This window comes from Bacillus sp. ISO11, assembly GCF_003458115.1.
In the GTDB taxonomy this organism is placed as follows: Bacteria; Bacillota; Bacilli; order Bacillales; family Bacillaceae_G; genus Bacillus_A; species Bacillus_A cereus.
On record NZ_QXCO01000001.1, the window covers coordinates 34,646 to 58,002 of the forward strand.

A 23,357-nucleotide genomic window follows, 5' to 3' on the forward strand; every position below is an offset into this window, starting at 1 on the left:
TAATCAGTGGGATGTGTACGTAGCTCGACTCCCACAAATAGCGGGATAAAAAAGAAAAAGAGATACATACTACTATTGAACCTTGTTATGAAAGGAGTCATGACTTTGACTGAGAAATTTGATGATTATAAAAGAAGAGATAGAATAGATAGTGATTATAGTGACTATAAAGAAGAGTACGCCGCTGAGGTTGCACCACAACGCATTGATTATGATTACGATGATAAAGACGATAAAGATGTTGTAAAATCGTCCGCTGCTGGATCAACTGCTGGTTTTATCGCTCTTGCGCTATCTATCTTATCGCTATTTACATTTCCAACACTATTTGGTCTTGTTTCTGTTTTACTCGGTATTTACGCTTATAATCGCGGAGCTACTGTAACTGGCGGTATCGCTGCAGTTGTCGGTGGAATTGCTGCACTTATCGCAATTTTATTCCGAGTAGCACTTATTGGTCTATTGTTCTCCCTGTTCTAAAAAAGAAAAAGGTATCTCGCTTAACGCGGGATACCTTATCCTGTAAACACATCTTCCGATGGATATTTTATTTTTTGTTTTGCTGGTCGCGCTAAAGAGAACACAAGTGTTAATGGTCCAATTAATCCGCAGAACATAACAAACATAATAATACATTTTCCGAATGCCGATAGCTGTGCAGTAATTCCCATCGTTAATCCGACTGTGCCAAACGCTGATATTGTCTCAAATAATAATTGAATAAAGCTGAAGTTTTCTGTAAGCATTAATATGAATACCGCTGCTAAAATAAGTATTTGACTGGCAACAGCAATTGCTAATGCCCTCGTTACTGTCGACATTTTAATTGTACGCTGAAATAAAACAATTTCCTCCTTTTTTCTAAAGAAAGAAAGGACAGATGTAATTAAGATAACAAACGTCGTTAATTTAATTCCTCCACCTGTCGATACACTTCCTGCACCAATAAACATTAAAATCATCGTAAATAATATAGATGATTCTTCCATACCTCCATAGTCAACCGTATTAAATCCAGCTGTCCGCGGAGTAATACCTTGAAAGAAGGAAGCCCATAGTTTTTCATTTAAAGATAAATTCCCTAACGTCTTCACATTATTATATTCCAATACAAAAATTACAATCATTGCTATAACATTTAGCACTACTGTTCCAATAATCATTATTTTTGAGTGAAGTGATAATTTTCGAAAACTGCGACTATACCATATATCAATTAATACGGTAAAACCGAGTCCTCCGATTACAATTAAAGAGCAAATCCCAATATTAATAATGGGATCCCCTACATATCTTGTTAAATTATCTGGCCATAAAGCAAATCCTGCATTATTATAAGATGCAATTACATGAAAAATACTATAGTATAAACCTTTTCCAAAACCAAACTCTGGAATAAAGCGAAACGATAAAAAGATGACCCCAATAAGTTCAATACAAATCGAAAATATAAAGACACGCTTTACTAATTTTACAAGACCACCTATATTTGTTTGATTAAATGCTTCTCCAATTAATAAACGATGGCGTAATCCGATTTTTTTACCTAGTACCCAAACAATTAAAATGGCAATTGTCATAAGACCTAAACCACCTGTTTGAATTAAAAACATAATAACAATTTCGCCAAACACCGTAAATGTACTTGCTGTATCCACTACTCCCAAACCAGTTACGGTCGCTGCTGACGTTGCTGTAAAGAAAGCATCTACCCAACTAATATGTGCTTTCGTTGCGAATGGTAATTTTAATAACAAACCACCAACCACAATTAAGCAGAAAAAGCCTAATGCTAATATTTGTGGTGGGTTTAATCGTATAAGACGATTATACAGCCCTTGTTTTTTTGTTACGTCCATATCACTAACTCCCTTATTAAAGTGAAGCTTCCCCTCATAAATAAAAAGCTTTTTAAAAGCCCTTAAATAATTGGGACAAACCTTATATTCTCATAATATAGTTGAGCATAATCCTTTTTTTCATAGATTACAACTTTTATTTATATTCAGATTCCTTTTCGTTTTATGCTGGAAAACTCTATATCCTAATTCTATATTGCTAGCAATAACAATTTCATATGTACTATCTTTCAAATCCCCATATCTTTCACTCTATGTTCACATAGAGGTCACATCCACCTTTTATAGTATATGTATCGAAGCTGTTCCTCCCTAATTTATAAGACATTCCCCAGTGTCTTTGAATAGCTTCCATCCCTAATTAAATTGACATAAATTGTCCCCTTCCCTTGACCATCTTATAAATGATGGTCTTATTTTTTGTTTGCTCTATCTTTTATTCCGCTATTTGTGGGCAATAAACGCCCGATTGGTTAAGGCTAATAATAAACAGGGGATGAACAAAAAACACTCATTAAATTTTCATTTTATTTAAAACTCCCTCTCTCTTTCACTCTATATTCACACAGAGGTCACATCTATCTTTTATAGTATATGTATCGAAGTTGTTCCTCCCTAATTTATAAGACATTCCCCAGTGTCTTTGAACAGCTTCCATCCCTAATTAAATTGACATAAATTGTCCCCTTCCTTGACCATCTTATAAATGATGGTCTTATTTTTTTGTCTTTCTATCTTTTATTTAAAACTCCCTCTCTCTTTCACTCTATGTTCACACAGAGGTCACATCTACCTTTTATAGTATATGTATCGAAGTTGTTCCTCCCTAATTTATAAGACATTCCCCAGTGTCTTTGAACAGCTTCCATCCCTAATTAAATTGACATAAATTGTCCCCTTCCTTGACCATCTTATGTGATGGTCTTATTTTTTTGTCTTTCTACCTTTTATTTAAAACTCCCTCTCTCTTTCACCCTATGTTCACATGAGAGTCACACATACCTTTTAAAGTATATGTATTGAAGTTGTTCCTCCCTAATTTATAAGACATTCCCCAGTGTCTTAAAGCAACTTCCATCCCTAATTAAATTGACATAAATTGTCCCCTTCCCTAGACCATCCTATGTGATGGTCTATTTTATTTTCCAAACACAAAATCAGTCTATCTACACCTAAAAACCAAAAATTCAGAAAATATAGTTAAATTAGGGGTTTTTTCGGTATAATTACTTTAGAAAGAAATTTCACAAAAACAAAAGGGGGGATTTTATTGAAACAAACAAAAGCAATCTTAATCGCATTATTTCTAGGTCTAGTTGTTGGACTCACTCTAAATTTAGCTGCTCCATCTATCTTTGAGCCACTAAATCAATATATGTTCAACCCAATTGGTCAATTGTTTATTCGACTTATTAAAATGCTAGTTGTTCCTGTTGTGTTCATTTCTATCGTACTTGGTGCTGCCGGCCTTGGAGATCCGAAACAACTTGGAAGAATCGGTTTAAAATCAATTTCATTCTTTCTCGTAACAACTGCGGTTGCCATCTCTATAGCGGTTACATTTGCACTTATTATAAAACCAGGAGCTGGCGGTAATTTTAAAACAGAAGGTCTGAAGTATGAAGGTGCAAAAACTGAAACATCTTTCGTTGACACATTGCTAAATATCGTACCAGATAACCCAGCAAAAGCGATGGCTGACGGAAACATGTTACAAATCATTGCCTTTGCCGTATTGATTGGACTCGGTATAGCTATTTTAGGAAAACGAGTTCAAGGTATCCATTCATTACTTGAACAGGGCAACGAATTAATGATGTATCTTGTTAATCTCGTTATGAAATTAGCCCCAATTGGAACATTCGGTTTGCTCGCTTCATCCGTTGGTAAAATGGGGCTTGCAGGCGTCGCTGCGATGTTCAAGTATATGATTGTCGTTATGTTAGTACTCATTATTCACGGGGTCTTTGTATATGGTGGCTTATTAAAGATATTAGCAAAAGAAAGTATTGTTCGTTTCTTTAAACATTTCGGGCCAATAATGGCAATTGGATTTAGTACATCTAGCTCTAATGCATCGCTTCCATTTGCAATGAAAACAGCACAAGATAAGCTTGGCGTTCCAAAAGCGATAAGCTCATTTGTACAACCACTAGGGGCAACTATTAATATGGATGGTACTGCCATTATGCAAGGAGTAGCCACTGTATTTATCGCTCAAGTATACGGAGTTGAACTTACATTACCGCAATTAGCTATGGTCGTATTAACTGCTGTACTAGCTAGTATCGGTACTGCTGGTGTACCTGGTGTTGGACTTGTAATGCTTACAATGGTTTTAAATCAAGTAAATCTACCAGTAGAAGGTATCGCTTTAATTATCGGTATTGACCGTATTCTAGATATGTCTAGAACAGCTGTAAACATTTCTGGCGATGCAATTTGCGCAATGATTGTCGCAAAATCAGAAGAAAAATATAATACGGATCAATCGGCAGCATCGTAAATCAAAAAAGGAGTGAATTAATTCACTCCTTTTTTGATTTACTCCCTTTTTTAGAACGATATTCTTTCCCTTTATTATCATTACCAGTTTCAAATTCAGTGCTAAATTCCTGATTAAACTGGCCGGACTTTGGTGATCCTTGATTACCGCTCCCTTTACTACCGTTACGATTCGTCATATTTCTCCCTCCTTCCTTGTATTAGTAGTATGGCGCTCTATCTTTTTTCATACACATTTTATTTATTAACATCTATTACACACGAAAGAAGATCTCCCATCTATAAGGAAGATCTTCTATTTTATCACGTAAGCGTTTTCTTGTTTATAATCACTTAAATAAGTTTTTTGGAAATTGAAATCATTACATTCATTTCATCTTCAGAAAGTGCAGAGAATCTTTCTTGTAAATATTGTTTTTTCGCATCTTCCATTTTCGCAACTAAATCTTTCCCTTGTTCTGTAATCTCTAAATACACAACTCGGCGATCTGATGTAGAACGTGAACGAGTTACAAAACCTTTATTAATTAATTTTTCTGTAACAGCTGTAATATGACTATTCGACACATTTAATTCATTTGCTACACGCGATACCATTTCTTTATTCGTACGATTTAATATTCTTAGGACGATGAATTCATTCCACGGTATGTAACCACCGAATATTTTTCCGATATCATTACGCAACGTGCGAAACATAGCAAACACATTTGTCGATAGTTCTTCCATTAATTGCTCTCGATTTTGAGACAACATTGACAGCTCCTTTTATTTCATTTAGTTAAATAAAAACCTTATTAATAATTTTACATGAAATCTTACTTTTTGTCACCTTATTTTCCCATAATTCGTAGTTTTTTAATATGTATTTCATGATAAAATGAAGTCAACTTCCAGAAAAAGGGGGATTTTAATGCATGAGGAGGATAGGTTCTCAAATCTCAGCCTAAAAGATAAAACAATTATCATTAGTATTATTGCTCTTTTTCTCATTATAGTTTTTACATTTATATTTTTTGTATATGTAGGAATCTTTCAAATTACAGGTATAGCATATAGTTCACGTACTGCTTTACTTCTCTTTTTTTTATTAATCACTTTCTTAGATGGTATTACATTATTTATTTTCAGTTTCTTCAAAGCGCTGCTATATCCATTGACTCAAAACATGCCAAATTGGATTTCTCTCACTCTTTTCTCATTCATTGAAATTACACTAGATTGGTTCGTCATTCATACTGCTGATGATTGGATAGAAAGCGTACAAATGTCCAACTTAACTGAATTATGTGTCGTACTATTCTTTTTTCTATTAAATAAATTATTAAGTGACAAGAAAGAGTAAGAATACAAGCTTTTCTATATAAAAATTGGTACAATGAAAGCAAATCTTACTAAAGAGGTGTTAATTATGAACTTACAACAATGGGCTGATAAAGGTATGTCCTTTGATACATATGTGAATGAAATGCAAGTAAACCAATACGAGCTACTACACATTTACAATAATTTTTTAATTCCAAATGAATTACTTCCTGTATTAGAAGAACGTCAAAATGATGGCTGGCGTGTTATCGTATTAACTGCTGATTGGTGTGGCGATGCTCTTTTATGCGTACCTGTTATGAAACGAATTTCTGAAGTTGCAAATATTGATATGCGTTTATTAATTCGCGATGAAAACTTAGAATTAATGGATCAATATTTAACAAATGGAACAGCACGTGCGATTCCAATCTTTATTTTCATTGATAAAGATGGAAATGAACAAGCCGTCTTTGGACCACGCGCTCCAAAAGTACAAGAATTAGTAACTTCAATGCGCGCTACATTACCTGAAAAAGAAGATCCAACATTCGAAGAAAAACAAAAAGAAATGTATGCTAATTTCCGTGCTACATTAGCTGATGATACTTCTCTTTGGGAACATGTAATGGAAAACATGATAGAAAAATTAGTAAAATAAAAACCTGCCGAGCTCGGCAGGTTTTTATTTTACATAATGAAGAAATAGAATACCGCAGCTAAAATGAAACGATAATAAGCGAACGGTGTTAGTTTTACACGAGATAATAATTTCAAGAATGAAACAATTGCAAGCATCGCAACAACGAATGCAGTTACAAATCCTGTTACAAATAGCGTTATATCTGCTGAGCTTAATACATCCCAGCTTTTAATTAAATCTAAGCCACTTGCAGCTACCATCATCGGTACCGCTAAAATGAACGTATATTCAGCTGCCGCTGTATGCGACACGCGAGCTAATAAACCACCACTTATTGTAGAACCAGAACGAGAAAATCCTGGCCAAAGAGCTAAACATTGGAACATTCCAATTGTAAATGCCTGTTTATATGTGATTTCATCTAACGTTCTTGCTGTACTTGGTTTTGAAAACTTCTCAGCAACAATCATTAAAATACCACCGGCTACTAAGCTAATAACAACTGGTCCTGGACCAAATAAAACCTCTTTAATAGTGCTATGGAATAATACGCCAAGTACCCCGGCAGGAATCATCCCGATAATAATATGTAATAAATTTAACGATGGTCCGTCTGTTACTTTACCTATTCCAACTAACGACCATAGACGCTTCCAAAATATAACAACAACTGCTAAAATCGATCCCAATTGGATAACAACTTCAAAAACTTTCGCTCTCTCATCGTCAAATCCAATTAAATGTCCTGTTAAAATCATATGTCCTGTTGATGATACTGGTAGAAACTCTGTTAACCCTTCAACAGCACCCATGATTAAACCAATTAACCAATCAGCCACAAGTAGTGCCTCCTTAATAACAAATAATATGTAATTTTTTCACACCTTATCATAATACCTTATCCCTTTTCAAAGTGCATCCTTTTTTTTATTGGTTTCATATGTTGTAGGCGCGTATTTCTTTTCTAATCTTTGATTAAATTGTATGATAGTAAGAGTTTGTTTTTTTATACGGAAAGGGGATTTTATGAAAGAAACTACTTCATTCTCACAAAAGTTAAAGCAATTTGTATTACTATTTTTTCCGATTTTCGTAACGCAAATGTCATTATTTGCGATGAGTTTTTTTGATACAACAATGTCAGGACATGCAAGCCCAACTGATTTAGCAGGTGTCGCAATTGGAACAAGTATATGGATTCCAGTTAGTACTGGGTTAACAGGGATTTTAATGGCCACGACTCCCATTGTTGCCCAGCTCGTTGGGTCCAAGAAAAAAGAGGACGTTCCTCACGTTGTCATACAAGCAGTTTATTTAGCAATTTGTGCTAGCTTCGTTGTTATCCTCATCGGTTTCTTCGTCGTTTCACCTATTTTAAACGGCATGCGCTTAGAAGAACCTGTGGAACGTATTGCAGCTCAATTTTTAAGTATTATCGCAATAGGAATTATACCTTTATTCACTTACACGGTTTTACGTGGATTTATTGATGCATTAGGAAAAACTCGAACAACGATGATTATTACATTACTATCATTACCAATTAACGTAATATTAAATTACTTATTAATCTTTGGTAACTTCGGTTTCCCAAAGCTTGGTGGTGTCGGAGCGGCAATTGCTTCCACTGCAACATATTGGTGCATTTTAATTATTACAGTCATTATTATTCAGACGAAAGAGCCTTTTGCCTCTTTCAACATTTTCAAACAATTATACCGCCCTTCTCTTTCGAGTTGGACAGCATTCTTAAAGCTTGGCGTCCCTATCGGATTTGCTATCTTTTTTGAAACGAGTATTTTCGCTGCGGTAACGCTTATGATGAGTAATTTTAGTACGACAACTATTGCAGCTCACCAAGCAGCTATGAACTTTGCTTCCTTGTTATATATGACTCCGCTAAGTTTAGCAATGGCAATGACTATTGCGGTCGGATTCGAAGTTGGTGCAAAACGTTTCGATAATGCAAAACAATACGGACTGATTGGAATTGGATTAGCCCTTGCCTTTGCTTTATTATATTCGATTCTTCTCTACTTCTTTGATGATCAAATTGCTTCTATTTATACGACAGATGCAAAAGTTCATCATTTAGCAAAAGAATTTCTTATCTTTGCGATTTTATTTCAAATTTCAGATGCAATTGCAACCCCTGTACAAGGAGCTCTGCGTGGTTATAAAGATGTAAATGTCGCTCTAATTATGACTTTAATTGCTTATTGGATAATAGGTCTACCACTAGGTTATATATTAGCAACGTATACAGAATGGGCCGCAAAAGGCTATTGGATCGGTCTTATTATCGGTCTAGCATTTGGCGCTGCCTTCCTACTTATCCGTCTCTTTCAAGTACAACGAAAATATACAACACAAAACAGCCGCTAATAATAAAGCGGCTGTTTTCTTTATGCATATTTTTTCTTGTAACGTATAATATAATGAACAAGAAAGGTGGGTACATATGGACGACAAAGAAAAAAAGCAATCATTCGATGAAGAATTTGCCCCTGAAATTTCACCTGGATATCGGCAAGATGTACATAAGCCACCTAAATATAAAAACACTTCGTTTTTAATGGGCATTACCATTTTCGCTGCTGTATTACTCATACTTATCATTTTCGTTTATTTTTGATGAAAGGTGGCCTATTATATGAAGAAACAAGATTCCAATCGTTCAAAAAGAACTGTTAAAACACAAAAAGGATATGCAGGGGATTCTGTTCATACCCTTAAACAAGTCGAGCAAGGAAATTTATATATTGCTCAAAAAGAACTTGGTCAACAAAATGAAAATCTTTAAAGGCCCTTTATTCCTTGAGGGCCTTTTTATTCCGCATTAAGTAGTACACACCCCAAAATGTTCTATTGAGCAATGAATTTCCTTTATTGTACGCGCTGCTTTTGTTCTAGCACCATAAATATATTATTAACCTTTACAATTTTCACTTCATAATTCAATTTCATTTCGCTTCTCTTACCATTTTCAGTACCCGCAACGTACGCTACAGCTTGATAAAGAAAACTCTCATCGGTCTCTTCACGTATCTCCTCGTTTGTAAATTTATACTCTAAATCTCGAAAACGATTTGGATAATAATTTCCCATTAATTGTTCATACCCTCTATTTAAAAATAGTTCTTCACCTTTTCGTTTCACATCTTCTTTATTAGTAGACCCAAACACTGATAGTTGCTCGGTCACAAAATGCTCTCCTACCTTTTTCATTTCATTATGAGTTAAATTTTCTATACTTTTGTTCTTTAACTCCTTATTTAACTCGTACTGATCAATCGGTTTAAAGGTAGCAAAAACCTCCTCTTTATATGACCATAACAATATAAAAGCGATACATAGAGAACTGATTAACAGTCTTTTTTTCGTAATACTCCCGCCCTTCTTCATAATGATAGCTATATTTTAACATATAGAAAGAAAATTCTGATATCGTAAAGTGGAATAACTTAACTTAGAAACGAGGAACTTGAATTCATATCGGGTACAGAACAACTGAAAATAATACTGCAGGGATGAGATTACATTCTCTCCCTATATACTCTCTCCTCATACAACATTAACTTTTTATCCATTTCAACAATGACTTTATACAGTTGAAATGCTTGTAAAATTTGCAGTTGAATTTCAAAAGGAGCATTCTGTTCTTTTAACCACTGAAATACTTTCGTTTCATCTTTCATTGATTATTCCTCCCTTTATTAAAATCTGCTACAAATATACGGTAAATGATGAAAAGCTTTTCATGTCAACAACAAAAAAGGATGCAAAGTTGCATCCTTTAATGTACGATATTTTTCTTCTGCTCCGCTTCTTTCTTTACTTCTTCCCCTTGGCATTCACTACGAAATGCACAACTTATACACTCAGAACGAAAATGACGCTCTGTATAATGCTCAGGTTGTTGCAACATTTCTTTCATTCTAGATAAATCAGCCATTCCAGTTATAATATCTTCCTGTTTTGGAATGTACTCATACTTAGTTCCTTCTATTAAATTAATAACTTCAATCTTTCCTGGAAGAACGCCGAAAGCTTTATAACTGAATACTGTCATTAGCTTCTGACAAAGAGCAAGCATTTCCTCATCCGCATCGACGACATACTTTTTAATTACAAACGACCCAGCACTCCACTCACCAACTTCAAATGTCAATGACATGTGGACACCTAACTCTTCCATATATGTTTGAAACTTCTCGTATAAAAACAATGGTGGTGTCTGACTATCATCCTTTTCAACAAACTGTAATAAGTGATCCGTTAGCTTAGCTAATACAATATAGTACTCCGTCTTCGAAGCAAACATATTAATCCTTACTTTTTTCCAATACTTTTCTATTAATATTAAAAGTACAATTTTCGTTTGTTGACCCGCAGGTAGCGTGTAATACTCGTTAATAATTTGATTGACAATCATTTGTGCTATTTGTTGCCATTCAAATGAAGAAGGTTCTCTTCTTTTTATATGACGAAAATAAAATTTATGCGGACAACGCATAAAATCATACAAATGATAATCTGTCATCGTTTTGATTGAGATTTTCTCATGCACTTGCTCTTCATCTCCCTTCTGCCATTAAGAAAGGTGTTTTACAAATTCAGCTCCAAACTGTAAACATTTTTCTACATCTTCATCTTCTGGCGTTAATTCTACTTTTAGTCCTTCTAACACAACTGCTGCCCCGCGCTCTTGTAGCTTTTCTATTAAAATGTCAACTGCCACTCCGTATTTCGGATAAGCCGAATCACACGATCCGAATACTGCCGCTTTTTTCCCAGTTAAATCAATAGAATCCATTGCATCATAAAAATCTAAGAAATCATCAGGAAGATCACCATCTCCCCAAGTATATGCACCTAAAATAATTCCATCATACTGTTCTAATATAGAAGCTTCTGGTGAATCCATAATATCAATAACTTCAATTTCATTTTCTGTTTCACGAATTACGCCGGCAATGTGGTCAGCCATTTCCTCTGTATTTCCACTCATACTTGCAAAAATCATTACTAACTTACTCAACTGAACCTCTCCCTTTACTTTGTATCTCTTTTTCTGTTTGAATGCTCTTCTTCTCATCTACATATTCAGACCGAATTACATTTCTTTGCCATTCCATATGCTGATCAACATCTTTATCTTTATTTTTATCTTTTAATCCCCTCCGCAGAAGGTGAAAATTTTTTCTCATTAACATGTCGCATCCATCCTATTGATAATAATTATCAATTTCAACTACTTTTAGATTAATTGACATTGATTATCAATGTCAACAACTATTTTTAAAAAAATGATTAAAATGTACAAGCTTGTCCGTTAGCTATTCATATACTATGAATGAGCATAGTTCTTTCTCAGCCCTCTCTGACGGAAAGAAATAAAAGCAACTGCAATAGAGTGCAGTTGCCTTTTTTTGTTTTTCTATGATTTTAGTAATCTTATAGTCGTCTCTAAAAATAGCTCCACTCCACAAATTAATGCTGATTCATCCACGTCAAATTTCGGATGATGATGTGGATAACAAGTATATATATTTTCATTACCTGTTCCTAATTTAATGAAACAACCGGGTGCTTTTCTTAAATATGCTGAAAAATCTTCCCCACCCATAGAAGGTTCAAGCTTCACAACACGCTGATTCCCAAACAAATGTAGTGCACTTTCTTCTACTATTTTCGTAATATATTCATCATTAATAACCGGATCATATCCATATCGATACGTATATGTATACGATCCTCCATGTGCTTCTGTAATTCCTTTCACAATTTTCTCGATTTTCCCTTCTGCTTCCACCCTCAATGCTTGATTAAATGAACGAACGGTTCCCATTAAAGTTGCTGTACTAGGAATAATATTGTCAGCCGTTCCCCCATGAAATTGTGTAACTGAAATAACCCTTTGCATAAAAGCACTCGTATTTCTTGATACGATATGTTGTAAATTTGTAATAATCTGTGCTCCGATAGCAATAGGGTCTATCGTTTCTTCTGGTCGCGCCGCATGTCCTCCTTTGCCTTGAATTTCAACTGTAAATACGTCTGGTGCCGCCATCATCGGCCCATACACAATTCCTATCTTTCCGCTTTCTAATCCAGACATAACATGTAAACCTATTACATAATCAACACCGTCCATTACACCTGCCTCAACCATTTCTTGTCCCCCGCCAGGATACACCTCTTCTGCGTGCTGAAAGAATAGACGAATCTCACCTGCAAAATCTTCCTTTATATTTGATAGCACCTCTGCTGTGCTTAATAAAATAGCTGTGTGAGCATCGTGCCCACATGCATGCATCATTCCTTTATTCACAGATGTATAAGATTTACTTGTCTCCTCTTGAATTGGCAAAGCATCTATATCAGCTCGAATCGCAATTACTTTCCCTTGCTTCACACCTCTTTTAATTGCTAGTACACTATACTTCGTCGGTCTCGTTACTTCAAAAGAAGAAAATGAGCATAATGTATCATATATAAATTGCGAAGTTTCTTTTTCATGAAATGATAATTCCGGATACTTATGGAAGTGCCTTCTCCATTTCACGATATTTTCTTCCGAAATTAGATTCTTCCACACTCTATTCATGATAATTTCCTCCTTTTCAAAAGAACTAGAAATTTAAAAGTTTACTCCGTCTTGAATGATTAATAAAAACAAATACTGTATTTTTACGTATTCTTATAGTCCACTTTTATGTATTCACACAATCCACTTTCTATTTACATGTCAAACCCATTACAAATTCATGCTGAATGTAATATAATTGCTAAGTTAGGGATTTTCTTTTTTAGTATTTAGTGCTAATATCAAAAAAGAGCCTTTTGACTTATTTTTACCTAAAATGTGGGATTTTGTTTTTTTCACAATAATGTAGGACATGATACCTACAAAGAGCTATTATTTCATTAAGAGAGGGAAAGACATGGAAAGATTAAAAGAGATATGGTCTCGACCACTCACACAATGGGTTGCAAAGACGGTTTATTATCTTGCAATTTTATTTGCATTACTTTGGTTGTATGGATTCCATGATACAAACACAAGTACATTTATTTACAATGAATTCTAGGGTGGGAACGTTATGAAGTTATTAGAACAAATTGAAAAGTGGGCTGCAGAAACGCCTGATCAAACCGCTTTTGTTTGGCGAGATGCGAAAATTACGTACAAACAATTAAAGGAAGATTCTGATGCGTTGGCACATTGGATTTCTTCTGAGTATCCAGACGATCGTTCACCAATTATGGTGTATGGCCATATGCAACCTGAAATGATTGTTAACTTTTTAGGATGTGTAAAAGCTGGACATGCTTACATTCCTGTAGATTTATCTATCCCAGCTGATCGTGTACAACGTATTGCTGAAAATTCTGGTGCGAAATTACTTTTATCGGCAACAGCAGTAACTGTAACTGATTTACCAGTTCGCATCGTAAGTGAAGACAACTTAAAAGATATTTTCTTTACTCATAAAGGGAACACTCCAAATCCTGAACATGCGGTAAAAGGTGATGAGAACTTCTACATTATTTACACATCAGGAAGCACAGGTAATCCGAAAGGGGTTCAGATTACTTATAACTGCCTTGTTAGCTTTACAAAATGGGCTGTAGAAGATTTCAACTTACAAACAGGGCAAGTATTCTTAAATCAAGCACCTTTCTCATTCGATTTATCTGTAATGGATATTTACCCATCATTAGTAACAGGTGGTACACTTTGGGCAATCGATAAAGATATGATTGCGCGTCCAAAAGACTTGTTTGCTTCTTTAGAGCAATCGGATATTCAAGTATGGACTTCGACACCTTCTTTCGCTGAAATGTGTTTAATGGAATCATCCTTCTCTGAAAGTATGCTACCGAACATGAAAACATTCTTATTCTGCGGTGAAGTGTTACCAAATGAAGTGGCTAGAAAATTAATTGAGCGTTTCCCAAAAGCAACAATTATGAATACTTACGGTCCAACAGAAGCTACTGTCGCTGTAACAGGTATTCACGTTACAGAAGAAGTGCTTAATCAATACAAATCACTTCCAGTTGGCTATTGTAAATCAGACTGTCGCCTTCTTATTATGAAAGAAGATGGCACGATTGCACCTGATGGTGAAAAAGGTGAAATCGTAATTGTCGGTCCAAGCGTAAGCGTTGGATATTTAGGAAGCCCTGAATTAACAGAAAAAGCATTTACTATGATTGACGGTGAGCGCGCCTATAAAACAGGCGATGCTGGCTATGTTGAAAATGGTCTTCTATTCTATAATGGTCGTCTTGATTTCCAAATTAAGTTGCATGGTTATCGAATGGAATTAGAAGAAATTGAGCATCACCTTCGTGCGTGTTCTTACGTAGAAGGAGCAGTTATCGTTCCAATTAAAAAAGGTGAGAAATACGATTATTTATTAGCGGTTGTTGTTCCTGGGGAGCATTCGTTTGAAAAAGAATTCAAATTAACATCTGCAATCAAAAAAGAACTCAATGAGCGATTACCAAACTACATGATTCCACGTAAATTCATGTATCAATCTTCTATTCCAATGACACCAAATGGAAAGGTAGATCGCAAAAAATTATTGAGTGAGGTTACAGCATGACCGCATATGGATCATTTTATTTTTTCGCTATAGTGGGCATTTTATTAATACCTACTATCATAGCTGGATTAAAAGGTAAAATGTTGCGTAAATATAATGCCGTTTTAACATTAGTCATGCTTGCTATTATCTTCTCAGATAAACCAAAGCAAGCAATGATGTTAGCCGCATTTATTATTTGGCAATATGCCCTAATTAAAGGCTATTTAATTTTAAGAAAACAAAATAATAGTACATTCACATTTTGCATAGCTGTTATTTTATCGATTTTGCCTCTTATTTTGGCAAAAATCGCACCATTTGCATCGTTACTACCTGAGTTAAAACTTGTTGTTTTTCTAGGTATATCTTACGTAACATTCAGAGCAGTTCAAATGGTATTTGAAGTTCGTGATGGTTTAATTAAAGAGCTTTCTTTCTTTAACTTCTGGGAATTCGTTTTATTTTTCCCTGCGATTTCAACAGGACCTATCGATCGTTACCGTAGATTCCAAAAAGATATTCAAAAGCCACCTAGCGCTGAAGAATATCAAAATTTACTATATACAGGACTAAATCGTATTTTCCAAGGTTTCTTGTATAAATTTATTATTGCTTACTTAATAAAGCAATATTGTATGGATCCAGCATTCGCTCAACACGATACAATCTTTTCAAATATGATTTACATGTATAGCTATAGCTTATATCTATTCTTTGATTTTGCTGGTTATAGCTCTTTTGTAATTGGTGTAAGTTATATGATGGGAATTAAAACGCCAGAAAACTTTAATAAACCATTCCTTAGTCGTAATATTAAAGACTTCTGGAACCGCTGGCACATGAGTTTATCATTCTGGTTCCGTGACTTCATCTACATGCGTTTCGTATTTTTTGCAACGAAGAAAAAGTTAATTAAGAACCGTTACACAATTTCGTATATCGGTGCATTTTTAAACTTCTTCATTATGGGAATTTGGCATATCCAAGGAAGCGCTGTTGCGCAGTATATTATTTATGGTCTATATCATGCCGCACTGTTTATTTTATTCGATATTTTCGAACGAAAAAACAAGAAGCATAAATTTTGGCCAAACAATAAATTCACACGCATCCTTGCGATTGTAATTACGTTCCACATTGTATGTTTCGGTTTCCTAATCTTCTCTGGACACCTTAACAGATACTTTTAATGCACCCTTCTTATTCCATTAAGAAGTTGCACATATAATATATTTCGGATATAAAGGAGATTTTAAAAATGGCAGAATTCAAAGAGCAAGTATTAGATATTTTAGAAGAAGTATGTGAAAACGATATTGTGAAAGAAAACTTAGATGTTCAATTATTTGAAGAAGGTATTCTTGATTCTTTTGCTGTAGTATCTTTATTAGTTGAATTCCAAGAGCGTTTAGATATTGAAGTTTCTATTTCTGATTTTGACCGTGACGAGTGGGCTACACCAAACATGGTTATTAAAAAGTTGGAAGAAATCCGATGAACAAAGCAAAATTTGGTCCGATGCTTTTAGCATTGGCCCTTTTTGCTGTATTCTTACTTATTCCAACGCGCTTCCTACTTCCACTTTTAAGTGATGAAAAAGTAGAACAAGCTGCCACTTCTTTAAAAGAAGAAAAAATTCAAAGTATGATTTTACAGCAAAAGATGTTAGCAGATCCAAAATATCTTCCGATGTACGGTTCATCGGAATTCGCACGTATGGATGCTTTCCATCCATCTAATTATTTTAAAGTAAAGCCTGAAGGGTTCACACCATTCCTTCTTGGACGCGGCGGAACACAAGACCTTGTACATGTGTTAAACTTTGCATCTACAATGGATCAATTGAAAGATAAGAAAATGGTATTCGTTCTTTCTCCGCAATGGTTTGTACCACAAGGTATTGATGAAACGCACTTTGCACCTAACTTTTCAAAACAACAAGGTTACCACTTCATTTTCAACAATGATTTAAAACCTGAAATGAAAAAACAAATTGCAAAGCGTTTATTAAACTTTGAGATTGTAAAAAAAGAAACTTTATTAAAAATCTCGCTTGAAGGTATCGCTTATGATGATACGAAGTATAAAGTAAAAGCAATTGCTGCTAAACCTTTCGCTTATATTTACCGTAACATTTTAGATCGTAAAGATTTATTTACAGCTATGTTTAATATTAAACCGCACAAAGAGAAGCTCGATCCTTCATTAAAACAAATGAACTGGGAAGAAGCTCGTAAACATGCGGATCAAACAGGTGCAGCAGAATCTGGATCTAATGAATATGGTATCGAAGATGGTTACTTCAATAGCAAAATTAAGAAAAAATTAAAGCAACGTGAAGGTTACTTAAAAAATGATGCTTACGACCAATCGCCAGAATATGAAGATTTACAAATTGTACTTGATTTATTAAAACAATCTGGTGCAAAACCACTCTTCATTTCTGTTCCTGTCAAAGGTCCTTGGTACGACTACGCTGGCTTCCCGAAAGAACGCCGCGAAGCATACTATAAGAAAGTTCATGAGCAAATTGAAAAAGCTGGTTATCCAATTGCCGACTTCTCAAATCATGAATATGATAAATACTTCTTAAAAGATCATATGCACTTAGGTTGGAAAGGCTGGGTTTACATCGACGAAGCCATCCAACAATTTTATAAAGCAAACTAGTGAAAAGACCGCTTGAATTACTCAAGTGGTCTTTTTGTATATATTTTGTAATTGTTCGATTGCATTCTCTGCTTCTTTCATAACTCGCTCCACTACATACTGAGCTGATTCGATTCGAGCTAATGATGCTGCCTGTCCTGCCCAAAGCGACATATATTCTTCCTTATTTTGCTTCGCTGCCTCTTTGCGTATTTTAGAAGTTAATACGTTTTGCACTGGATACATTGGAAGCCCTTCTTCTTTTCCTTCATGTCTCTCTATAAATTCATTCCGAATACCCCGTGCATATTTCCCGGAAAACGCACGAGTTACAGTTGTGCTCGTATCTGTACTATGTAAAACCGCTTCTTTATACACATCGTGCGTAATACTCTCTTCACTTGTTAAAAAGGCCGATCCCATTTGAACACCTTCTGCTCCTAGTGCCAATGCCGCAACAAGCCCTTGTCCGTTCATTACACCACCTGCTGCGACAATTGGGATATGCGGAATAGCCCCTACTAACTGAGGTATTAACGCAAAAGTACCGATCATAGCATCTCGTTCTTTCCCAATAAACGTTCCTCTATGCCCTCCGGCTTCGCTTCCTTGCCCGACAATAATATCTACTCCTAACTCGGCAAGTACTTTCGCTTCCTTCACATGGGTAGCTGTTCCGATAACTTTTATTCCACTTCTTTTTAAATCATTTATTTCTTCTTTTTCTAACGTTTGAAATGCAAAACTAACGACCGGTACTTTTTCATCTAATAGCACTTGTAATTGTTCCTTATAGCTTTTTGGAAGCTTTAACGTTCCTTCTACTTCTATACCTAATTCTCTATTCACTCCGCTTAGTAATACTTTCGCCTCATTTACCTTCTCTTCTTCTATTTGTATCTCTTTCGTTACAAGTAAATTAACACCGAAAGGCTTATCTGTTAGTTCTCTTATTCTATAAATCGCTTCACGAATTTGTTCTGGGCTCATATAGCCCGCTCCAAGCGTCCCTAATCCTCCGCTATTACTTACTGCTGCAACAAGTTCTGGCGTCGTAATCGCGCCTGCCATACCGGCTTGAACAACGGGATACTCAATTTTTAATATGTCTGTTACTCGACTTGTAAACATCATTTTCCCTCCTATTTCCCTTATATCTTCTTTATTTGATAAGCTTTCCCCTGCTTTTGCAAGGGTTGAACTTCATATGAAGCGAATATATTGAAAGAGAAGGAGGCTGAGCTTAATGATTTATCCAAATGCATTAAAACAAGGTGATACAGTAATGATTATTGCACCATCTGGTCCACCTACAATCGAAAATGTATTACAAGGTGTGAATGTATTACAAGAGATGGGGTTATCCGTAATAATCGGGAAGAGCGTTTACGAGAAATATGGATTTTTAGCCGGAAGTGATCAAGTTCGGCTTGACGATATACATGAAGCATTTACAAATAATGAAGTGAAGGCCGTTTTCTGTGCACGAGGTGGTTACGGAAGTGCTCGTCTCCTCCCTCACATTCAATATGAAATCATTCGGCAAAACCCTAAAATCTTTTGGGGATATAGCGATATTACAGCTTTACATACTGCTGTTTCACGTTATGCAAAGCTTATAACATTTCATGGTCCGATGATTGAAGAACTAGGAAAAGGTATTGATTCCCTATCTTTATCCTCTTTCAATCAACTATTCCATCCGTATTCAACCATTTTATCTGCATCAGAATGTATCGTACCTTGCTCTCACAGTACAGTTACAGGTACGTTAGTTGGAGGAAATTTAGCTGTGTTAACAAGTATAATTGGCTCGCCCTACGAGATAAATACGGACAATACACTTTTATTACTTGAAGACATTGGTGAAGAACCGTACCGCATTGACCGTATGTTAAATCAGCTACTTTTATCTGGAAAGTTTAATGAATGCAGGGGCGTTATTTTCACAAGTTGTCACGACTGCACTCCTTCAAAGCCATCTCAATCATTGCAAGCAATATTATATGAATATTTCGCACCATATTATATACCGGTCCTATTCGGTTTACCAATTGGACATATAAGTCCAAACATCGGTATTCCACTTGGAGCTACAGCGACAATAAACACGAATAATAAAACAGTCTCTATTTCTTCCGGTATAGCCACTCCATATTCAAATTAAAAAGGAAAAGCGATTACGCTTTTCCTTTTACTTATAATAATTAAAAATTCGTCCAGATGAGATATCTGCAATTTCTTCTGGAATAAATGTTTTACTTATATCAGTACCAACATTTAATACAGCTGTAGCATCTTTCTCAATGCTACCAAATAACTCTTTCCCACGTATCGTAATAAGGGGCGTTCCTTCTGGCAACACATCTTTTACAAATTCCATTTGTGTAAAGAACGGAACGATCCATCTACCTTCTCCTTGGAAATGACGCAAACGAAGTATTCCCTCTGTTGCCCCGTCCTCTGCTTCTAGTGAACCAGCAACATAAAACTCAGTAGATAAGAGCAATTCATAAAATTCCTTTTGCTTCTGTTTATCATCCCCTGCTACAACAAGTACCTCTTCTAATTTCTTTACTGAAATTTGCTCCATATGATGCCACCCCTATTTTCAAAATGATTGTACTTAGATTATACGAAATATTCTCATTTTTTTCTACATAATTTGCAATTATTTTCTTAAAATAATTTTAATACTTCTTTTGTCGTCACAATCGTAGCAAACTCTTCATGTAAATTTACAAGTGTCATATTGTGAATATCTTCTGCACTATACTCCTTACCATCTAAACCTTTACGGTTAAAAGTAGCCGTTGCATCACTCACTAAATATGTTGTAAATCCTAAATTCCCTGCCATTCGTGTTGTAGTTTCCACGCAATGATTTGTCGTTAATCCTACAACCACTACTGCATTACATTTGTTCTTTCTTAATTGCTCTTCTAAATTTGTCCCAATGAACGCGCTGTTAACGAATTTCTGAATAACCACTTCACCAAGTAGTGGTTGCACTTCTTCTTTAAAGTTTACCGTTTCCGCTCTCTCATAAAACATTGACTGAGCATTTTCTTTATTTACATGTTGAATATGAAAAACTGGTCGTTCCCTTTTTCTCCATTCTTCTAATAAAATTCTCATGTTTTCTTCAGCAAAAATATTATTTCTCTCGCCCCAATCTGGTAATTGAAATGCCTTTTGTACATCGATTATGATAAGTGCTATTTGATTTGTCATCATTTCCCCCTTAATTTGGCTGTAATTGAAATAGAAAACCAAGTTGTTGTGACGCAGTAATAAAGCAAACATAGGCGCAAAGCTCTACAATTTCTTTTTCTGTCCAATATTGTTTTAATACGTGAAACATAGTATCATCTATTGCTTTTCGGTCATGAACAAATGTATGCGCAAAAGTAACGGCTACACCAATCTCCTCTGCCTTTTGCATATCATCAGGTCTTCCTTTTGCCATACAGTACGGACATTCATTCCCATACGCTAATGTTCTTCTCACTTGCTCCTTCAACTCTGCTGAAAGAGTTCCTTTATTGTACAGTGTATCTTCTAACGTACTCCACGAATGTAATATATCCGAATTATGCCCTAATAACTTTTGAAACTTTGTATCTCCTACATTTGATAATGAAATTCTCTCCATCATTTCCCCTCCTATTTCCTTCTGTTTTATTGTAAAATAAATAACGTTCACTTTACATTTCATATGAATCTTAATTTATATTTTCCCTTTACAAAAATCATTATTTTACTGGAGGTATATTTACAAATGCAATTAGACCGTGTTGATCGAAAAATTTTAAATGAATTATATAATGATAGTCGCCTTTCGATGCGTGAATTGGCGAAACGAGTAAACTTATCTGCTCCATCTACTTCAGAACGTGTTCGTAAGCTCGAAAGCGAAGGTGTTATTCAAAAATACACAATCGATATTGATTATAAAAAAGCAGGACTCGTTTTAGATTGTATTTTAGAAATCACTTTAAAAAATGGTGATACAACACGTATGCAACAGTTTATTCAATCTTATCCATCTGCAAGTTTTTGTTACCGAGTAACAGGAAGCTTATGCTACATTGTAAAAATTTCTGTTCCTTCACTCGTTGAACTGGAAGAATTTATCAATGATGTTTCTTCATATGCAACGACCGTTTCTCATATCGTATTATCAGAAGTATCTCTTACTCCTGATATTGAACATATCTTCCCAGAAGATTAATTTATTTTTATTCATAAAATATAAAAAAAACCCTTACAATAAGAATAAAAATAATATATTATGTATTAAAATACATAAAGTTCGAGAAAGGGGCTTTACATTGAAAATCTGGTTTTATGAAAAAACGGCACAATTAGATGACTTGCTTGGTATTTGGGACAATGTTCCGACCATCCCACGAATTGGTGAAAAAGTGGAGATTTTAAAGACGGTCCGCACTGTTACAGATATTAAATATGTAAAGAACGGTAATAATTTTCGTGTAGAAATTATTACAAATTAAAAAGTAGCTCCTAAGGAGCTACTTTTTAATTATCTATTATGTGCTTTCTTTATAACGATTTTATCTTCTTCTACAGATACTGTTACATAATCATTTTCTTCTAACCGAAGCTTATTTACAGCCTCATCTGGTAACTCTATGGCCATCAATCTATCGGTTACGATCACTTGACTATACACTTCATTTTCTTGTGATGAACTCACTACTTTTTGCTCATTTATAAAACGTACGCGTGGCACGCCAACTTCTTTTACTGTACGCCATTGTTTCCAAACATAAGGAATTAACCAAAGTAATCCAACAACTGTAAGACCAATACCAATCCATAAATTACTTTGCGCTTGTAATTCAGTAATTGAGATTGTACCACTTTCTTCTCCACCGAAAAATTGCATACTTGTTGCAATCAAATTATTTAGAGCGTGCACAGCTATATTCGTCCATATATTTTGTGTCTTTATATATAAAAGACACATAACGACACCAAACATGAACGCACCAATAACATCAAAATGTCCTAAGCCAAAAATAATTGAAGATATAATTACAGCTTTTTTAATTCCCCATTTATAAGCCATTCGCTGTAAGAAAAATCCCCTAAAAATAACCTCTTCCATAATAGGTGCTAACACACATGCTGAAATGAAAGTAAATATCGTCATATATACGTTACTCGTATTAATAACATTTCCGTCTTCTAGCATAGTAACTAAGAAATTCGGTAACGTATGTGCTAATATGTAAAATTGAATCTGAGATATGCCAACTGAAAAAATCATTCCCATTATCGTTGCTAATACAATTAATCCCCAAGGTAAATGTCCTTGCTTATAAAAAAAACTGTTAAATACAATATTATTTTTATTTGTTTTTACGTATAGCCAAAGTAACGGAAATACAAAAAATACAGTTATTTGTGAAATAACCTCCATCGTATTCTCAGAAACATTTGCTAGACCTAATGGGATCATTATAAGGAGCACCCCTATAATCATCCATCCAAAAAAGCTACGTAGCCTTATACGTGAAAATGCATAGTGCATATAGAACACCCCCAAAGATAGTAAAAATACAATAAAACTTTAATCAATACTTTATAGGCAATCCTTTCCCTATAAATAGCAGGATAACTAAATTATAATATGAATATAGTTGAAATTCTTCCTATTTTTCTCAAATCATTTCAAACAGCATATCTCTTAAAATAACATATCGCTGTTCTTCAGGTTGCAATCTAAGAGAAATTTATGTAATAAAAATCCCCGTTTTTACAAGC

At 34.8% G+C, this 23,357-nt stretch carries 30 protein-coding genes; 15 read left to right on the forward strand and 15 right to left on the reverse strand.

The annotated features are described in order from the left end of the window. The first annotated feature begins 105 nt into the window (after positions 1-105). Positions 106-480, forward strand: coding sequence for a hypothetical protein (locus D1166_RS00200; RefSeq protein WP_000136546.1), 375 nt, complete (start codon positions 106-108; stop codon positions 478-480). Between the two features lie 35 nt (positions 481-515). On the opposite strand, the gene D1166_RS00205 is transcribed toward D1166_RS00200, so the two are convergent. Beyond that, entirely contained in the window at positions 516-1,859 is a 1,344-nt protein-coding gene (locus D1166_RS00205; RefSeq protein WP_097813779.1) for a TrkH family potassium uptake protein, read from the reverse strand. A gap of 1,270 nt (positions 1,860-3,129) precedes the next feature. Between D1166_RS00205 and D1166_RS00210 the strand changes: the two genes are divergently transcribed. After that, the gene (locus D1166_RS00210; RefSeq protein WP_097861904.1) at positions 3,130-4,365 is read left to right on the forward strand and encodes a dicarboxylate/amino acid:cation symporter; all 1,236 of its coding nucleotides are present in this window, start codon (positions 3,130-3,132) and stop codon (positions 4,363-4,365) included. A 22-nt stretch (positions 4,366-4,387) separates the two neighbouring features. Here D1166_RS00210 and D1166_RS00215 read toward each other — a convergent pair whose 3' ends face one another. After that, on the reverse strand, positions 4,388-4,543 hold the full coding sequence (locus D1166_RS00215) for a hypothetical protein (RefSeq protein WP_000184928.1): 156 nt from the start codon (positions 4,541-4,543) through the stop codon (positions 4,388-4,390). Between the two features lie 154 nt (positions 4,544-4,697). Then, positions 4,698-5,117, reverse strand: coding sequence for a MarR family winged helix-turn-helix transcriptional regulator (locus tag D1166_RS00220; protein ID WP_000081432.1), 420 nt, complete (start codon positions 5,115-5,117; stop codon positions 4,698-4,700). Positions 5,118-5,277: 160 nt separating this feature from the next. Here D1166_RS00220 and D1166_RS00225 point away from each other — a divergent pair, with 160 nt between their 5' ends. After that, positions 5,278-5,709: a regulatory YrvL family protein gene (locus D1166_RS00225; RefSeq protein WP_000544068.1), complete on the forward strand. Its 432-nt coding sequence runs from the start codon at positions 5,278-5,280 to the stop codon at positions 5,707-5,709. 33 nt (positions 5,710-5,742) lie between these two features. Further along, complete coding sequence (locus tag D1166_RS00230; protein WP_001999429.1) at positions 5,743-6,330, forward strand: thioredoxin family protein; 588 nt, start codon at positions 5,743-5,745, stop codon at positions 6,328-6,330. Between the two features lie 29 nt (positions 6,331-6,359). Here the strand turns inward: D1166_RS00230 and uppP are convergent, their stop codons facing one another. Then, positions 6,360-7,151: a bacitracin resistance undecaprenyl-diphosphatase gene (gene uppP, locus D1166_RS00235; protein WP_000796256.1), complete on the reverse strand. Its 792-nt coding sequence runs from the start codon at positions 7,149-7,151 to the stop codon at positions 6,360-6,362. 187 nt (positions 7,152-7,338) lie between these two features. On the opposite strand from uppP, the gene D1166_RS00240 reads away from it, so the two are divergent. The 3 genes from D1166_RS00240 (at position 7,339) to D1166_RS31090 (ending at position 9,115) form a co-directional block, all read left to right on the forward strand. Next, positions 7,339-8,697, forward strand: coding sequence for an MATE family efflux transporter (locus tag D1166_RS00240; protein ID WP_000665550.1), 1,359 nt, complete (start codon positions 7,339-7,341; stop codon positions 8,695-8,697). Positions 8,698-8,773: 76 nt separating this feature from the next. After that, complete coding sequence (locus D1166_RS00245) at positions 8,774-8,947, forward strand: hypothetical protein (RefSeq protein ID WP_000341062.1); 174 nt, start codon at positions 8,774-8,776, stop codon at positions 8,945-8,947. Between the two features lie 18 nt (positions 8,948-8,965). Then, the gene (locus D1166_RS31090) at positions 8,966-9,115 is read left to right on the forward strand and encodes a hypothetical protein (protein ID WP_000743742.1); all 150 of its coding nucleotides are present in this window, start codon (positions 8,966-8,968) and stop codon (positions 9,113-9,115) included. Positions 9,116-9,198: 83 nt separating this feature from the next. Here D1166_RS31090 and D1166_RS00250 read toward each other — a convergent pair whose 3' ends face one another. From D1166_RS00250 to D1166_RS00270, 6 genes are all read right to left on the reverse strand, one after another. Next, complete coding sequence (locus tag D1166_RS00250; RefSeq protein ID WP_000715262.1) at positions 9,199-9,717, reverse strand: hypothetical protein; 519 nt, start codon at positions 9,715-9,717, stop codon at positions 9,199-9,201. Positions 9,718-9,848: 131 nt separating this feature from the next. Further along, a complete protein-coding gene (locus D1166_RS31095; protein WP_000651084.1) occupies positions 9,849-10,010 on the reverse strand; it encodes a hypothetical protein in 162 nt (53 codons plus the stop codon). A 98-nt stretch (positions 10,011-10,108) separates the two neighbouring features. Continuing rightward, on the reverse strand, positions 10,109-10,882 hold the full coding sequence (locus tag D1166_RS00255; RefSeq protein ID WP_000544577.1) for a hypothetical protein: 774 nt from the start codon (positions 10,880-10,882) through the stop codon (positions 10,109-10,111). Positions 10,883-10,906: 24 nt separating this feature from the next. Then, positions 10,907-11,353, reverse strand: coding sequence for a flavodoxin (locus tag D1166_RS00260; protein WP_000041153.1), 447 nt, complete (start codon positions 11,351-11,353; stop codon positions 10,907-10,909). Further along, positions 11,346-11,528, reverse strand: coding sequence for a hypothetical protein (locus tag D1166_RS00265; protein WP_000929021.1), 183 nt, complete (start codon positions 11,526-11,528; stop codon positions 11,346-11,348). The genes D1166_RS00260 and D1166_RS00265 overlap by 8 nt, the downstream gene beginning before the upstream one ends. Positions 11,529-11,752: 224 nt before the next feature. After that, complete coding sequence (locus tag D1166_RS00270) at positions 11,753-12,922, reverse strand: amidohydrolase (protein ID WP_097861905.1); 1,170 nt, start codon at positions 12,920-12,922, stop codon at positions 11,753-11,755. A 337-nt stretch (positions 12,923-13,259) separates the two neighbouring features. On the opposite strand from D1166_RS00270, the gene D1166_RS00275 reads away from it, so the two are divergent. From D1166_RS00275 to dltD, 5 genes are all read left to right on the forward strand, one after another. Beyond that, complete coding sequence (locus D1166_RS00275; protein WP_000440293.1) at positions 13,260-13,406, forward strand: teichoic acid D-Ala incorporation-associated protein DltX; 147 nt, start codon at positions 13,260-13,262, stop codon at positions 13,404-13,406. Between the two features lie 12 nt (positions 13,407-13,418). After that, positions 13,419-14,933 (forward strand): D-alanine--poly(phosphoribitol) ligase subunit DltA, encoded by a 1,515-nt coding sequence (gene dltA, locus D1166_RS00280; RefSeq protein WP_000770513.1) that lies wholly within the window; start codon positions 13,419-13,421, stop codon positions 14,931-14,933. Beyond that, positions 14,930-16,105 (forward strand): D-alanyl-lipoteichoic acid biosynthesis protein DltB, encoded by a 1,176-nt coding sequence (gene dltB / locus D1166_RS00285; protein ID WP_000127953.1) that lies wholly within the window; start codon positions 14,930-14,932, stop codon positions 16,103-16,105. Before dltA ends, dltB begins: the two co-directional genes overlap by 4 nt. 68 nt (positions 16,106-16,173) lie before the next feature. Continuing rightward, positions 16,174-16,413, forward strand: a complete 240-nt coding sequence (gene dltC, locus D1166_RS00290) for a D-alanine--poly(phosphoribitol) ligase subunit DltC (RefSeq protein WP_000807310.1) — start codon at positions 16,174-16,176, stop codon at positions 16,411-16,413. Next, positions 16,410-17,585, forward strand: coding sequence for a D-alanyl-lipoteichoic acid biosynthesis protein DltD (dltD, locus tag D1166_RS00295; RefSeq protein WP_001030265.1), 1,176 nt, complete (start codon positions 16,410-16,412; stop codon positions 17,583-17,585). Before dltC ends, dltD begins: the two co-directional genes overlap by 4 nt. A 21-nt stretch (positions 17,586-17,606) precedes the next feature. Here dltD and D1166_RS00300 read toward each other — a convergent pair whose 3' ends face one another. Further along, complete coding sequence (locus tag D1166_RS00300; RefSeq protein WP_000495285.1) at positions 17,607-18,695, reverse strand: NAD(P)H-dependent flavin oxidoreductase; 1,089 nt, start codon at positions 18,693-18,695, stop codon at positions 17,607-17,609. A 115-nt stretch (positions 18,696-18,810) separates the two neighbouring features. Here D1166_RS00300 and D1166_RS00305 point away from each other — a divergent pair, with 115 nt between their 5' ends. Then, complete coding sequence (locus tag D1166_RS00305) at positions 18,811-19,731, forward strand: S66 peptidase family protein (protein ID WP_000640074.1); 921 nt, start codon at positions 18,811-18,813, stop codon at positions 19,729-19,731. Positions 19,732-19,758: 27 nt separating this feature from the next. Here the strand turns inward: D1166_RS00305 and D1166_RS00310 are convergent, their stop codons facing one another. The 3 genes from D1166_RS00310 to D1166_RS00320 all read right to left on the reverse strand — a co-directional run bounded on the left by D1166_RS00310 (position 19,759) and on the right by D1166_RS00320 (position 21,219). After that, positions 19,759-20,157, reverse strand: a complete 399-nt coding sequence (locus D1166_RS00310; protein WP_000435266.1) for an SseB family protein — start codon at positions 20,155-20,157, stop codon at positions 19,759-19,761. An 86-nt stretch (positions 20,158-20,243) separates the two neighbouring features. Continuing rightward, on the reverse strand, positions 20,244-20,798 hold the full coding sequence (locus tag D1166_RS00315) for a cysteine hydrolase family protein (RefSeq protein WP_000184430.1): 555 nt from the start codon (positions 20,796-20,798) through the stop codon (positions 20,244-20,246). Between the two features lie 10 nt (positions 20,799-20,808). Further along, on the reverse strand, positions 20,809-21,219 hold the full coding sequence (locus D1166_RS00320) for a carboxymuconolactone decarboxylase family protein (protein ID WP_000439753.1): 411 nt from the start codon (positions 21,217-21,219) through the stop codon (positions 20,809-20,811). A 126-nt stretch (positions 21,220-21,345) separates the two neighbouring features. Here D1166_RS00320 and D1166_RS00325 point away from each other — a divergent pair, with 126 nt between their 5' ends. Both D1166_RS00325 and D1166_RS00330 read left to right on the forward strand, forming a co-directional pair. Then, positions 21,346-21,798 carry an Lrp/AsnC family transcriptional regulator gene (locus D1166_RS00325; RefSeq protein WP_001175505.1) on the forward strand — a complete coding sequence of 151 codons (453 nt, stop codon included), beginning with the start codon at positions 21,346-21,348 and terminating at the stop codon, positions 21,796-21,798. A 100-nt stretch (positions 21,799-21,898) separates the two neighbouring features. Further along, positions 21,899-22,081 (forward strand): DUF3913 family protein, encoded by a 183-nt coding sequence (locus D1166_RS00330; RefSeq protein ID WP_000707107.1) that lies wholly within the window; start codon positions 21,899-21,901, stop codon positions 22,079-22,081. Positions 22,082-22,110: 29 nt separating this feature from the next. On the opposite strand, the gene D1166_RS00335 is transcribed toward D1166_RS00330, so the two are convergent. Beyond that, entirely contained in the window at positions 22,111-23,124 is a 1,014-nt protein-coding gene (locus D1166_RS00335; protein ID WP_000558819.1) for a CPBP family intramembrane glutamic endopeptidase, read from the reverse strand. Positions 23,125-23,357 lie beyond the last annotated feature (233 nt).